Source organism: Nannocystis pusilla (assembly GCF_020073745.1).
Classification (GTDB): Bacteria; Myxococcota_A; Polyangia; order Nannocystales; family Nannocystaceae; genus Nannocystis; species Nannocystis radixulma.
In genome coordinates this window covers 157,884-170,434 of sequence record NZ_JAIRAU010000031.1, presented here as the reverse complement: position 1 = coordinate 170,434, position 12,551 = coordinate 157,884, and the positions used below count along the sequence as shown (strand labels likewise).

Annotated in this window: 12 protein-coding genes; 7 read left to right on the top strand and 5 right to left on the bottom strand. The window is 70.8% G+C overall.

Features of this window, described 5'->3' with window-relative positions; all coding sequences use genetic code 11:
• Window positions 1-398 precede the first annotated feature (398 nt).
• Entirely contained in the window at window positions 399-794 is a 396-nt protein-coding gene (locus tag K7C98_RS24795; RefSeq protein ID WP_224194232.1) for a hypothetical protein, read from the bottom strand.
• Here K7C98_RS24795 and K7C98_RS24790 point away from each other — a divergent pair.
• The 3 genes from K7C98_RS24790 to K7C98_RS24780 are packed head-to-tail and all read left to right on the top strand — an operon-like array spanning window position 787 to window position 3,867.
• Complete coding sequence (locus tag K7C98_RS24790) at window positions 787-2,214, top strand: cytochrome P450 (protein WP_224194231.1); 1,428 nt, start codon at window positions 787-789, stop codon at window positions 2,212-2,214. The two genes, K7C98_RS24795 and K7C98_RS24790, sit on opposite strands and share 8 nt — an antisense overlap.
• Before the next feature lie 46 nt (window positions 2,215-2,260).
• Window positions 2,261-2,752: an EXPERA domain-containing protein gene (locus K7C98_RS24785; RefSeq protein ID WP_224194230.1), complete on the top strand. Its 492-nt coding sequence runs from the start codon at window positions 2,261-2,263 to the stop codon at window positions 2,750-2,752.
• Between the two features lie 11 nt (window positions 2,753-2,763).
• Window positions 2,764-3,867 carry an aromatic ring-hydroxylating oxygenase subunit alpha gene (locus K7C98_RS24780; protein WP_224194229.1) on the top strand — a complete coding sequence of 368 codons (1,104 nt, stop codon included), beginning with the start codon at window positions 2,764-2,766 and terminating at the stop codon, window positions 3,865-3,867.
• Between the two features lie 248 nt (window positions 3,868-4,115).
• On the opposite strand, the gene K7C98_RS24775 is transcribed toward K7C98_RS24780, so the two are convergent.
• Window positions 4,116-5,219 carry an ADYC domain-containing protein gene (locus K7C98_RS24775; protein ID WP_224194228.1) on the bottom strand — a complete coding sequence of 368 codons (1,104 nt, stop codon included), beginning with the start codon at window positions 5,217-5,219 and terminating at the stop codon, window positions 4,116-4,118.
• 299 nt (window positions 5,220-5,518) lie between these two features.
• Entirely contained in the window at window positions 5,519-6,865 is a 1,347-nt protein-coding gene (locus tag K7C98_RS24770) for a YncE family protein (protein WP_224194227.1), read from the bottom strand.
• On the opposite strand from K7C98_RS24770, the gene K7C98_RS44990 reads away from it, so the two are divergent.
• Window positions 6,833-7,285, top strand: a complete 453-nt coding sequence (locus K7C98_RS44990) for a PxKF domain-containing protein (protein ID WP_346660297.1) — start codon at window positions 6,833-6,835, stop codon at window positions 7,283-7,285. The genes K7C98_RS24770 and K7C98_RS44990 overlap by 33 nt on opposite strands.
• 43 nt (window positions 7,286-7,328) lie before the next feature.
• Here the strand turns inward: K7C98_RS44990 and K7C98_RS24760 are convergent, their stop codons facing one another.
• Window positions 7,329-7,997: a hypothetical protein gene (locus K7C98_RS24760; protein WP_224194225.1), complete on the bottom strand. Its 669-nt coding sequence runs from the start codon at window positions 7,995-7,997 to the stop codon at window positions 7,329-7,331.
• Window positions 7,998-8,009: 12 nt separating this feature from the next.
• Between K7C98_RS24760 and K7C98_RS24755 the strand changes: the two genes are divergently transcribed.
• The 3 genes from K7C98_RS24755 to K7C98_RS24745 all read left to right on the top strand — a co-directional run bounded on the left by K7C98_RS24755 (window position 8,010) and on the right by K7C98_RS24745 (window position 10,500).
• Complete coding sequence (locus K7C98_RS24755; RefSeq protein ID WP_224194224.1) at window positions 8,010-8,372, top strand: hypothetical protein; 363 nt, start codon at window positions 8,010-8,012, stop codon at window positions 8,370-8,372.
• Between the two features lie 39 nt (window positions 8,373-8,411).
• On the top strand, window positions 8,412-8,618 hold the full coding sequence (locus K7C98_RS24750) for a hypothetical protein (RefSeq protein WP_224194223.1): 207 nt from the start codon (window positions 8,412-8,414) through the stop codon (window positions 8,616-8,618).
• Between the two features lie 331 nt (window positions 8,619-8,949).
• Entirely contained in the window at window positions 8,950-10,500 is a 1,551-nt protein-coding gene (locus K7C98_RS24745) for a sporulation protein (RefSeq protein ID WP_224194222.1), read from the top strand.
• Between the two features lie 72 nt (window positions 10,501-10,572).
• On the opposite strand, the gene K7C98_RS24740 is transcribed toward K7C98_RS24745, so the two are convergent.
• Window positions 10,573-12,297, bottom strand: a complete 1,725-nt coding sequence (locus K7C98_RS24740) for a proprotein convertase P-domain-containing protein (protein ID WP_224194221.1) — start codon at window positions 12,295-12,297, stop codon at window positions 10,573-10,575.
• Window positions 12,298-12,551: the final 254 nt, after the last annotated feature.

The following is a 12,551-nucleotide window of genomic DNA, read 5'->3' as shown; positions in this document are numbered from 1 at the left end:
ACTCGTCCCAGACAGGGCCGCAATCGGCGGCGCAGCGCTGCTCGTCGCGCCATGCGCGGTGGACGAGGGAGCGCAGCAGCCAGAGCGGGACGAGGAAGGGGACGACTGGCGGAGCCGGCGGTACCAGCCGGACACGAGCAGGCGATCGCCGATGAGGCGCGGGCGCTCGCCCGAGAGCCGAACTTCTCCGCGATGATGTCCCAGGATGCCGGCCGTGGAGCTCGACCTGCGCGACGGCGGCGACGAGGAGGTCGATCGGCGACGGTTGATGAGCGAAGGTCTTGAGGTCGACGCCGGGTCGGGTCGGGTCGAGGTCGATGCCCGCCACGGGCCGTGCAGCGCGCGGCGGCGCGGGTCGTCGAGGTCGAGGACGAGGCGACGACGCGCAGCGGCCGGAACTACGCGGTGACGATCGGCGCGATCGACACGTCGGTCAGCAGTGTGGCCCCGATCACGATCATGTGCGTGAGGACGAACAGACCCAGGCCGTTGAAGACGCCGTGCTCGCGGGGGCCGTCGGGCTGGGGAAAGCCCTGAACGAGCGCGCCGGAGAGCACGCGCGCGGTCCTCGGCGAGGCGGAGAAGAACGCGACGCAGGCGGCCGTGGCCGCGGCGGCGCGCGTGAACAGGAGGTCGCCGAGCTGCGCGAGTGCGGCGTCGATCGCAGGCGAGAGCGCGGGCGATCCGTATCCGCGGACCGAGGGTGACCACGGGTGAGCAGCGAGGATTTCTCTCACAGCACGCGCGCGGGCGCCGGTCCGGGCGCATGCGGTAGCTTGCCCCTCGATGTTCACGGTCCCCGAACACGTGCGTCAGACCGCGACGACGCTGCTCTCGACGCTGCGTCCGCTCCCGCTCGACCTCCCCAACCTGCCGCCGATGTTGCCGGGCGGGCTGCCGTTCGTCGGCCACGCCGGCGAGCTGCGCTCGAACCCCGTGGCGATGGTCCAGCGCGGGCGCGACATGTTCGGCGACATCTTCAGCGTGCGCCTGCCGGGCACGCTCGGGGTGGTGATGACGGGGCACGCGGCGCAGGAGAAGTACTTCCGCTTCCGCGACGACGAGGTCAGCCAGCGCGAGGCGTACCAGCTGATGACGCCGGTGTTCGGCAAGGGCATCGCCTACGACGCCGAGCCGCAGATCATGAAGGAGCAGCTGGGCTTCTTCCACGGGGCGCTGCGCGAGTCCCGGCTGCGGACGTACACCGACGGGTTCATCGCCGAGTCGGAGCACTTCTTCGGCCAGTGGGGCGACACCGGCGAGGTCAACATGCTCGAGGTGGGCAACGAGGTGACGCTCTACACCTCGACGCGCTGCCTGCTGGGCGACAAGATGCGCTTCAAGCTCAGCAAGGAGTTCTCCGAGCTGTACGCCGACCTCGAGGGCGGGATCAACGTGATCTCGTTCTTCGCGCCGTACCTGCCGCTGCCGGCGATGCGCCGGCGCGACAGGGCGCGGGTCAAGATGGTCGAGATGATCGAGAAGATCGTCGCCGAGCGGCGCGAGGACCCGGAGGCGCACGAGGACATCCTGCAGACGCTGGTCGAGTCGAGCTACGCCGACGGCCGCAAGCTGACGGTCGACGAGATCACGGGGCTCATCCTGACGATCATGTTCGCCGGCCACCACACCAGCGGCGTGACGTTCTCGTGGATCGCGGTGCTGCTGGCCCAGCACCCGCACATCTTCCGCCGCCTGGTCGCGGAGCAGCGCGAGATCCTCGGCGACCGCGAGCGCATCACCTACGACGACCTGCAGAAGATGAAGCTGCTCGAGGGCACCATCAAGGAGGCGCTGCGGCTGTACCCGCCGATCATCCTGGTGATGCGCCGCGTGCTCAAGGCGTTCGAGTTCCAGGGCAAGCACGTGCCCGAGGGCGCGATGATCATCGCCTCGCCGGCGGTCGGCCACCGCGTGCCCGACGTGTTCCCCGAGCCGCACCGCTTCGACCCCGACCGCTACCTGCCGGGGCGCGAGGAGGACAAGCGCTGGCCCTACGGACACATCGCGTTCGGGGCCGGGCGCCACCGCTGCATGGGCATCGTGTTCGCCCAGCTGCAGCTGCGCGCGCTGTGGAGCCACCTCCTGCGCAACTTCGAGCTCGACATGCTCGACCCGAGCTACCCGGTCGACTACACCAACCTGATCGCGGGCCCGCGCCCGCCGTGCCGGATCCGCTACCGCCGGGTCGCCAAGCCGTCCGCGGGGGCATGACCCGGAGGACATGGCGGCTGTGACAGGTTACGAGGGACATGTCCCGATGCGCAGGGCTGACCAGGTCCTGCTGGTGTTCGCGCTGAGCTTCTGCAGCACGTCGGTGCTGTTCGACCGCATGGCGGCGCTCGAGCCGGGGCCGATGGCGCCGGCCACGAGCGGGCTGGCGGGCTTCTTCTACTGGTGGGGCAGCACCTACGACCCGCTGATCGTGCTGAACCCGCTGTGGCTGCGGATCGCGTCGGGGGTGTCGGCCTTCGTGTTCGGGCCGTTCTACGCGGTGCTGGCGGTCGCGCTGGTGCGCCGGCGCGAGTGGATCCGCTGGCCGGCGATCGTCTATTCGGCGGTGATGCTGTACTCGATGGTGATCTTCCTCGGGGTGCACACCTTCGGCGAGCCGCGGCCGCCGGTGCTGTGGTTGGTGGCGCTGCTCTACGCGCCGTACGTGCTCTTTCCGCTGGCGCTGCTGTGGCGCATGCTGCCGCGGCGCGGGCCCGCGGGCGCGGTCCGCCCGCTGTTCGAGACAGGACGAGGATGACGATGACGGACATGCTGCACACGATCGGTCGCGCGCCGCCGCCGAACTTCGAGGAGGCGCGCAACAAGCGGCAGAAGGTGCGCGCCGCCGGGCTCGACCCCAACCACTGGTACGCGGTCGAGTACGCGCGCGCGGTGCCGCCGGGCAAGGTGGTCGAGGTGACGTTCTGGCGCCGCTCGGTCGCGGTGTTCCGCGGCGACGACGGGGCCCTGCGCGCGGTCGACAACCGCTGCGCCCACCGCCAGCTCAAGCTGTCGGGCGGGCGGGTGCACGGCTGCAACGTGGTGTGCCCGTACCACGGCTGGGAGTACGGCGGCGACGGCAAGCTGTGCAAGGTGCCGCACGAGCTGTTCGGCAAGCCGCTGCCGAAGATCGAGCTGCGCCACTACCCGGTGCGCGAGCGCTACGGGCTGGTGTGGGTGTTCTTCGGCGACCCGGCGCGCGCCGACGCGACGCCGATGCCGGAGATCCCCGAGCTCGACGGGCCGAAGCCGTGGGCCAAGCTGCTGGTGGACTTCACGTGGAAGGCCCACCACTCGATGATCATCGACAACGTCAGCGACTTCACCCACGCGTACCTGCACCGCAAGTACCGCCCGTTCACCGACTCGACGCTGACCGACCTGCGCGTCGAGGGCGACCGCGTGTACGTGTCGTACGATACGAAGGTGGCCGACGGGCCGCTGATGAAGATCTTCGTCGACCGCAAGCGCACCAACGTCAATGCGATGACGTTGTGTTATCAATACCCGTACCAGTGGTCGGACACCGACGGGAAGATCAAGGACTGGTGCTTCTGCCTGCCGATCGACGAGCAGACCACCCGCGCGTTCTTCCTGTTCTACTTCGACGGGTTCAAGATCCCCGGCCTGCCGCTGCGCATGCCCCGGCAGGTGATGGAGCCGGTGCTCGGGATCGCCAAGCAGGTGGTGTTCAAGCCGCTGCTCGAGGAGGACGGCGTCGCCGTCGAGGCCGAGCAGGACGGCTACAACCGCCACTGGCAGGCGCCCATCGCCGAGCTGAACCCGGCGGTGCACGCGTTCCAGGCGCTGACGATCCGCAAGTGGGAGGAGTACCTGGCGTCGAGCTCCGGCCGCGTGGCCGAGGCCCGCTGAGCCGGGCGGGTCACCGGCGGGGATGCCCCGCGGCGCCGTCGTAGGGGCGGAGCCGCGGCCACCAGCGCGGCCCGGTCGCGTGGGGCTCGCCGAAGCGGGCGGGGCGGTCGCTCCTCGAGGGGTCGCACGAAGGCATCCCAGATCACGCCGCCCGCGATCGCGTGGAGGATCGTGAAGGTCGAGGTTGCGGGCGAAGCCGGCGCCGAGACCTTCGAGCGCCAGGGGCGCCCGCGGGGAACGACCTGCGATCAATCGCCCTCGTCGTCCTCATCGTCGTCGTCGTCGGCGTCGCGGCTGTCACACTGCTGCGGCTGGTCCTGCCACTTGTCGCAGAAGCGGTTGGCCAGCAGACCCCCGCGGCTGGGGGAGAGGCTGCCGCACGAGCTGACGTCGTCGAGCGCGTCGAGGCAGGACGGGTAGGCGTAGGGGACGCCGGCGTCGTCGTACATCTTGAGGCGGATCTGGTCGCCGACGCAGACTGCGCCGCCCGGGCCCCACTCGGCCTCGGCGCCCCAGTTCGGGCGACTCATCGTGACCGCGGTCTGGATCCGCGGGGCCAGCCTGTCGGAGATGTCGATGGGCGTGCCGGTGAAGGTGTGCGAGGTGCCGTCGCCGCAATAGTCGGCGCGCGCCATCCGGGTACATGCCTGGTGGTGATCGGCGAGCGAGGTCGAACCCACCTTGGCCCACGGGCGGTAACCCCACTCGACGCACTTGGCGAGCACGGCGTCGCGGCAGGCGAAGGTGACGACGCCGGCGTCGGCGATCCGCGCGCCGGTGGCGAGGTCCCAGTAGTTGGCGAGCGGGATGGCCTGGGTCGGCTGACCGAGATGATCGAAGCAGAGCGGCTCCCAGCCGGTGTCGCCGGGGGCCTGGGCCGAGATCTCGTAGAACCACACGTCGCCGGTCGGGTTCGCGGGGTCCTTGTAGATGTCGTCGAAGCGGAGCTGCCACGGCGCGCCGGCGAGGTCGATGTCGATCACGGCGCCGATCAGCTGGGCTCCGCCGAACACCTGCGAGGTGCCGTTGACGACCGCGGTGGCCGTGAGGCTGCTGCCGTTGAGGCTGAGCCCGTTGAGGTTCCAGCCGTTCAAGCGCATGCCGTTCATGCGCACGCCGTTCAGCGTCGTGCCGTTGGTGCGCATGCCGTTCACGCGCATGCCGTTCAGCACGGCGGAGTTCAACGCCATGCCGTTGTCGACCCCGTCGCGCAGGTCGACCGCCGCGTCCGCTTCGACGGCGCCGTCGCACGCGGCCAGAGCACAGAGGCACACCACCACCGATATCGCGCGGGACAACATCATCGTCGACTCCTGTCCCCGCTGCATGATCGCGGTGGTCGAGTCGCGCAACGTCGACTTGGGTCACGCGATGTCGATCCGGACGAGCCGTCGAGACCGCCGCGTCGGGCAGCCCCGGACGCTTCAGGGGCGCCCCGACAGCGTCACGGGCCCGATGCGGCGAAAGAGGCGGGACGGCCGCTCGCGGCGGCGCGGGCGACCCGCCGACGAGGCCGCTGCGTCGAGGCTGGCGAATCGAGCCGAGGCCGCGGCGCCGAGGTGGTTTTGGCGACGACGGCGCTGCGGCGGGTCGCGTCTGACTCTTCGGACATGTCCATGCAATCTGCCCCGCGGTCGCACGATGTTGTCCGTCAGCCGGCGAACGGGTTGGCGAAGATCTGGACGACGGGGGGCTCGCCGAAGCCCTCGCCGGCGATGATGGCGAGGGTCGCGTCGTCGGGGGCCACGAAGTCGTCGATATAGTCCGCGGTGAGGGCCGCGAGCGGGACCTCCTGCTTCTGCGTGAAGGTGACGGGATCGAGGTCACGCAAGACGGAGACGTTGTTGTCGAAGTCGGGCGGGGTGAGCATGAGGACGCGGCCCTGATCGAGACGCGGGAGGACGGCGCCGGCGAACGGGAACACGCCGCTCTTGGCGGGCGCGGCCGGGTTCGAGACGTCGACGACGTCGCCGCTGGTGGCATAGACGCGGCCATCGGCGTAGACGATGTCGGTGTAAAAGCCGCTGACGAGGCCTTCGTGCTCGGTCTGCGTCGGACCGCCGGCCTCGACCTTGATGGCGTAGAAGCCGAAGCCGGTGTGGAGGTTGTTGTAGCCGAACAACCAGCCGCTCGGGCCGCCGGTGAGGCGCGAGGCGCCGGTGTGACCGGAGGTCTTGGTCGCCCGCGGCACGCCGTCGTCGAGGACGGCGACGCCCTCGAAGCTGGGGCTGTAGTTGTAGTTGTGCAGCGACACGGCGACGCTGTCGGTGGTCCCCGGCAGCACGACCATCGGCCCGGCGACCGCGGGGTCGAAGTCGCCGGGCGGCAGGCCGTGCTGGGCCCCAGGCGTGGGGCTGGCGGTGGTGAGGTCGACGCGCCGGATCTGGAGGCTGCCCTCGAGGCTGATCCACAAAGTCGTGTGATCGTCGGACAGCGCCATGGTCGACGGGTCGGAGCCGACGAACACCGAATCGACGATGCTCGCGGTGGCCGGGTCGATGACGACGAGCTCGTTCGGGTGCATCGGGCTGTCGCTGCGCACGGTGACGTAGAGCCGTCCGCGCGAGCGATCGGCGATCATCCGCACCGGGCGGATGCCGTCGATCGTGCCCTCCTCGCACGGGCCGCACTCGAGCTGGCCGCCGCAGCCGTCGCCGACGCTGCCGCACGCGACGTCGACGCCGCACTCGAGCGGGACGCAGCCGCCCTCGGTGGTGCTCACGCTGCTGTCGCTGCTATTGGTGGTCGGGCCGTCCGAGACGGATGAGCCGGTGGTCGGGTCGGGATCGGCGGTGGTCCAGCCGCCCGGGCCGCCGCCGGTCGGATCGAAGGTCGTGTCCTCGATCGTCGTCGTGCTGCCCGGTTCCGGGCCGTCGGGCAGGCAAAAGCTGCCCTGGGCGTGGGTGCCGGGCCCGCATTGGAGCTGGGGGTCGCCGCAGGCGGCGACAGCGGCCAGCGGGAGGATATGAAGGGCGGACAGCGCCTTGGCTCTCGTCATCGCCTCGGATGTGTCCCCGACCCCCGCTCCGGATCATTTCCTGGTGGAAAACCTGGGGCGAGTTTTCCGTCGTGGACGAGACCTCATGTGTGGTCTCTGAACCTCTGCTCGGCGGGCGCGCCCGGCAATGGTGGCAGTCGATGTCCAATGCAATACCTGCAGCAATGCACGAGGCTCCTCGCATCATTCCAGGTCACGGCATCGAGCCGTTCGAGGTGGGTCGGTCGGGCGAGTCTCAGATCGCGTTGCTCACCGGGGAGCAGGCGGCCGAGGCGCGCGGGCCTCCAGTACGACGCGCTCACCGACACCTATCCCGACGTGTGGAGGACGCAAAAACGGTGGAAGAACACCTGCCGGGTGCTCATCCTCAGTCTGGACGACGGCACCGAGCACCTCGCCTACTTCAAATTCACGAAATGAGCGAGGCTCGGCGGTGAGGCCGGTGGCGACGGGCCGTTCGTCTTCAGTCGACGGTGAAGGGGACCTCGACGGTGCCGAGGGCCTGGCCGGTGTGGGCGTCGACGAGGTGGGTGACGAAATTGACGCGAGAGGTGTCCTCGACGCCCTCGAAGTAGAGATAGCCGGTGATCCGACCCCGGGGCTCGAGGACACCCTCGGGGAGGGCCTTCTGGATCATGTCGCCGGTGGGCAGGGCGACGCGCTCGAAGGCGGTGTAGTAGCTGTCGTAATAGGGGGCGCGGTAGGGGAACGGGCCGTTCCAGGTCGACCAGCCGGGGTACCAGGGGGAGAGGTACGGGGCGACGCCGAAGTGGAGCGGGGGCGAGACCCTGTCGACGGGGGCGTAGACGATGTCGTGGATCTGAAACGGCGGGAGGGCGGCGTAGCGGACGCCGCCAGGGGAGACGAGGCCAAAGTACTCGTAGCGCAGCTCGATGGCGTGAGCGCTGTTGTTGGTGATGGTGACGAGCAGCGGGGTGATGCCGCCCTCGAGGTCGGGCGGGAAGCCGCGCCAGGCGTTGGCGGAGGCGATGATCTCGACGCCGAGGTTCTCGGCGACTGCGGCGTCGCCGAGGCCGGCGACACGCCGGGCCTCGGGCGCAGGCTCGAGGGTGTGGGCGCAGCCGATGAGCACGGCAGACAGCAGGAGGAGCGCGGCCGGACGAGCAGACATGACTGAAAGACCATGCGAGGCCTGCGCCCGACGGGCACGCGGCGGACGGGACGTTGCGAGCGGGCGCAGCGCGAGCCGGCGGGCGAGGCCGTGGATCTGCGGATGCGGTGGCGCTCCGCCGGTGCGACGGTCGGGCTCTCGCGCGGGGCGATGCGCGAGGGTGAGGCGGGGCGAGCGCGAGCGGTATTCACAATCCCGATCGGCCGCCGCCGGAGGCGCTGGAGAGCCTGCTGTTGCCTCCTGGCCGTCGGCGCGCTGACGCTCCACGCGTTCTTCGGGACGCTGCCCGATCCGTCCACGGTCGGCGTCGGCCGGCTCGCGCTCGAGCAAGGGCTGGCGACGCTGGTCGGGTTCTGCTTCGGCAAGCGCTCGTGAGCGGTGGCCGGTCGCGGCGCGGTGGATCAGGCTGAGGCGATGCTCACCGATCGCGGCGGCCTCGATCCCGCGAAGCTCGCCGAGATCGCGGCGGTCGTCGGTCCGCAGCGCACGCTGGCTGCCGTGGCTCGCTGGTGCGGGGCCCGTGGGGGAGCGCTGCCCGAGGTGATCACGCAGGACGAGTACACGCACGACGTGGTGGTCCACTGCGAGGGCGCGCTGCACCTTGTGTACGACACGACGTGACTCGGCGGCGTGACGGCGGTCGCCGTCTGGGACCACGCGCCGAGTGCCGATGAATTGCTGGCAGCGCGGGTGGCCGCGGGTGGCGGCCGACGCCGACGGCGACCCGCGAGGGCGACGTGATCCTCGGCCACGCGGCGTGCCTCGTCCCGCGCACGTGAGCGGCGTTCATGTCACATTCGCGGCGACGGACTGCGGCGATTGTGGGGTGCATCGGGGGCGCCGGGATCCACCAGGCCGGCCCGCGGTGTCGGGAAGGATGATACCGCGGCGTGCAGCCACGGGACGCTCGCGGGCGCGCGGCGGTGGTAGCATCCCGGCCAACCAGGACATCATGGGACTGCTCAACAAACTCTTCGGTGGTGGAACCCAGCTCGAGCTGAAGCTCGACATCGACAAGATCCCGCCCGGTGGCACCGTGGCCGGCTCGCTGACGCTGACGGGCGGCAAGAAGCCGCTCAAGCTGACGGCGCTCAAGGTCGACATCGTGTCGGTGCTGGTGCAGTCGAAGGAGGGCAGCTCGCTGCCGTCGATCGACGTCAAGGTGCTGTCGAGCAACATCGTCGCGCAGGACCGCGACCTGGCGCCGGGCAGCCTCAACAAGTTCGAGTTCCGCTACAAGCTGCCCGAGGACGTGAAGCCGGAGGCGACCTACAAGATCGTGGCGGCGGCCGACATCCCGGGGGTGAAGGACCCGTCGGCCGAGGCGCCGCTGACGGTGCTGGGCGGCGGTCGCGGGGTGCTGGGGGCGGTCAAGTCGCTGCTCGGGATGGCCGACAACGAGAACGCGGTGCTGGAGCGGTTCCCGGGGCTCACGTCGCGTGACACCGACGAGCTCGAGTCGGCGCTGTCCGACCTGCAGTGCGAGGCGTACGACCGCGACAACAACTTCACGGGCATCGGCGGGTTCCTGCTGCGGCTGGTCGAGAAGCACCCCGAGGAGGGCGTGCGGCGGGCGGCGCTGGCGGCGTGGGGGACGGTGCTCGACGACCGGGCGAAGCCGGAGCACATCCGGGCGCTCGAGGCGCTGGCGAGCCGCGACCTGCCGGGCTACCTGATGGAAGAGGTGGTGTCGGTGGCGGCCAAGTTCGCCGAGGAGGGGGCGCTGCCGCTGGTGCAGCAGCTGGCGCGACACCCGGCGCCGGAGGTCCGCACGCGCCTGGCGACGGCGCTGTACCTCGACGCCGACGCCGACCTGCCGGGGCGGCGCGACCTGATCGTGCAGCTGTGCCAGGACGGCGACGTGGGGGTGCGCGCGGCGGCGTTCGGCGCGTGCGCGAGCATGGTCGAGGACCTCGAGCTGATGCGCTGGGTGGCCGCCTGCGCCGGGCAGGACCCGTCGCCGGAGGTGCAGGCCCAGTGCATCTCGGCGATCGCGCTGGCGCACAACTACGGCGGCACCGACCTGGTGTTCGACACGTACCTGCAGCACGCGCAGGGCAACCCGAGCGCCGACGTGCGCAAGGAGATCACGGAGCGCGTGCACTGGTTGCCGACCGACCCGCGGCTGACGCAGCTGGTGTCGACGCTGCTGTCCGACCGCTCGGCGGAGGTCCGCCGCTCGATGGCGTGGCAGGGCTGCAACATGGAGGAGCACCAGGAGCTCGGCCAGCTGTTCCTCGCCGCCGCCACCAACGACCCGGACGACGAGGTCCGCGCCGACGCGCTGCGCGGGGTCGACAAGTTCATGCCGCTGCCCGACGCGGTCGCGTTCCTGCGCCAGCGCCTGGCCCAGGAGCGCAACGAGAAGGCGTTCTGGGCCGCCCTCAACGCCGTCGAGGGCCACATGCCGGCGCGCGAGGCCAGGGCGCTGCTGCAGGAGATCGCTCGCGGGCCGTTCTCGTCGGCGGCCGAGCGCGCGCGCGAGGTGCTGGCGGGCGAGTAGGCTGTCCTTCGGGGCAGATCGACGCGGCCTGTCCTGCGGGACAGGCCCGCGTGTCCGCGGGGACAGGTGGCCTCACGGCGTCGGATCGTACTTGACGCGGGCGATCGTCAGGGTGACCGCGTCGAGGCTGCCCTTGTCGCTGAGGTTGGAGTCGCCGACGCACAGCTTCCAGGCGCCGGCGGCCAGGTCGCCGTGGAAGTCGGCGAGGGCGCCGCCCGGGCCGGCGCCGGGGCTCGGGACCCACTCGCACGCGGGCATCATGTCGTCCTTGCATACGACCTGGGTCGGGTTCGGGAGCGACGCGCCGATCTGCTCGGCCTCGGCGAGGCCGCCGTCGCGGAAGGTCAGGGGGAACGCCTTGGACAGGTCGGCGCTGTCGCCGCAGCAGCCGGTGCCGTCGTCGACCTGCTCGTCGAGGCCGGGACGGCTGAGGAGGGTGAGCGTCTTGCCCTCGGGGCTGATGAGCTTGATCGTGAGGTCGCCGGCCCAGACGTGGTCGATGCCGACGCGGACCTCGACGTCGTCGACGAACGCGATCGGATCGTCGGGGACGACGAGGTCGCGGCAGAGCATGCTGGCCGGGCTGCCGTCGTAGATCGAGTCGGGGATGGCGGCGGCGAGGCCGGTGTGCTCGACGACCTCGAGCTTCTGCGCGCCCGGGCACGCGTTCTTCCACTCGAGGGCGACGATGTCCTCGCACCAGTCGGCGAGGACGGCGACGATCGCGTCCTGGTCGGCCTTGGCGACGGCGTGCGCGGCCATGGCGTCGACGAGCTCGCCGAGCAGGTCGCCGAAGTCGTTGATGTCGATGCCGAGGTTGTTGGCGTCGAGCAGGTCGGCGTGGGCGTCGGCCATCGAGCGACACGGGTCGCCGAGGCCGACGCCGGGATCGGCGGGGGCGGGGGCGTTGACCTCGAGGCCGTACTTGCTCGGGCCGTCGATCGCGGCGAGCTGGCGCGTGAGACAGGTGCGCAGGCGCGGGTAGTCGGCGAAGCCGAAGAAGACGTTGATCGCGGGGTTGAGGGCGACGTTGTCGAGGAAGGTGTCGGCCTCGCCGGAGACGCCGATCATGGCGCGGATCGCCGGCTTGCGACCGACCCGCTGGTAGATGGTCTGGCTGCCCGCAGGGTCCTCGACGACGCCGGCCTCGAAGGCGCCGAGCTGGCTCAGGACGAGGTCCTTGAAGGCGTCGTCGAGCTCGGGGTGGAGGTCCTGGTGGGCGTCGAGGGCGAGCGCGAAGTCGGCGACGAAGTCGGCGAAGTCGTGGCCGGAGATGCCGAGGCCGGCGTGGGCGCTCTTCATGTCGAGGCAGTCGTAGACGACGCCGTCGCACCCGGCGAGCGCGCCGATCTGCTTGCCGAGGCAGGTCCTCAGGTTGTCGGTGTCGACGTCGCTGTTGAGGAAGTAGGCGTTGATCTTGTCGTCGAGGAGGACGCGCTGGACGGCGGCGGCGACGAGGTCGGCGACGCCGGGCGGGCCGCCGAGGGCGCGACAGAGCAGGTCGGTGGGGTCGCCGGTGGTGGTGGGGACGGCGATGGTGGTCGTCGACGGGTCGGCGGCGTCGGTGGTGGTCGAGGCGTCGGTGGTCGGGGCCGCGGTGGCGGTGCCGCTGCTGGCGGACGTCGTCGGCTCGTCGGTGGTGGTCCCGGTGAGGACCGGCGGCTCGCCGCCGCTGCTCGTGCTCGTCGTGCCCGCGCCGTCGGTCAGGAGGCCGCCGGGGGCCGTGTCGGTGGGGCACGCGGTGAGCAGGCCGAAGCCGCCGAGGAGCGCGAGGGAGCGACGATGTCGTGAATGCATGGCAATACCGCGCGGGCCCGGACGGGCCGGAGACTCAGGAGGCGCCAGCCATCAGTTGTGATTCGAAGTGGCGCCCGCGCAAATGTGGCGAGGCGCGACGCTCGCTATAAAACGACGTTCGTGGGCGCGTGGGCGCGGACCCGGGGGAACGATCGATGGCGCGATTCGACCGCCCGGCGCGGCGCGAGGGGGGCGCAACTCGGACCATGTGGAATTGTCGAGTCGACAGGTCCGCGCGATCGATCGAACCGGTC

Excerpts from the sequence above, each read along its gene's own strand:
- K7C98_RS24745 (WP_224194222.1), top strand. The coding sequence starts at position 8,950 with ATGGGACTGCTCAACAAACTCTTCGGTGGTGGAACCCAGCTCGAGCTG.
- K7C98_RS24740 (WP_224194221.1), bottom strand. The coding sequence starts at position 12,297 with ATGCATTCACGACATCGTCGCTCCCTCGCGCTCCTCGGCGGCTTCGGC.
- K7C98_RS24790 (WP_224194231.1), top strand. The coding sequence starts at position 787 with ATGTTCACGGTCCCCGAACACGTGCGTCAGACCGCGACGACGCTGCTC.
- K7C98_RS24770 (WP_224194227.1), bottom strand. The coding sequence starts at position 6,865 with ATGACGAGAGCCAAGGCGCTGTCCGCCCTTCATATCCTCCCGCTGGCC.
- K7C98_RS24785 (WP_224194230.1), top strand. The coding sequence starts at position 2,261 with ATGCGCAGGGCTGACCAGGTCCTGCTGGTGTTCGCGCTGAGCTTCTGC.
- K7C98_RS24750 (WP_224194223.1), top strand. The coding sequence starts at position 8,412 with ATGCTCACCGATCGCGGCGGCCTCGATCCCGCGAAGCTCGCCGAGATC.
- K7C98_RS44990 (WP_346660297.1), top strand. The coding sequence starts at position 6,833 with ATGAAGGGCGGACAGCGCCTTGGCTCTCGTCATCGCCTCGGATGTGTC.
- K7C98_RS24780 (WP_224194229.1), top strand. The coding sequence starts at position 2,764 with ATGCTGCACACGATCGGTCGCGCGCCGCCGCCGAACTTCGAGGAGGCG.
- K7C98_RS24755 (WP_224194224.1), top strand. The coding sequence starts at position 8,010 with ATGCGAGGCCTGCGCCCGACGGGCACGCGGCGGACGGGACGTTGCGAG.
- K7C98_RS24760 (WP_224194225.1), bottom strand. The coding sequence starts at position 7,997 with ATGTCTGCTCGTCCGGCCGCGCTCCTCCTGCTGTCTGCCGTGCTCATC.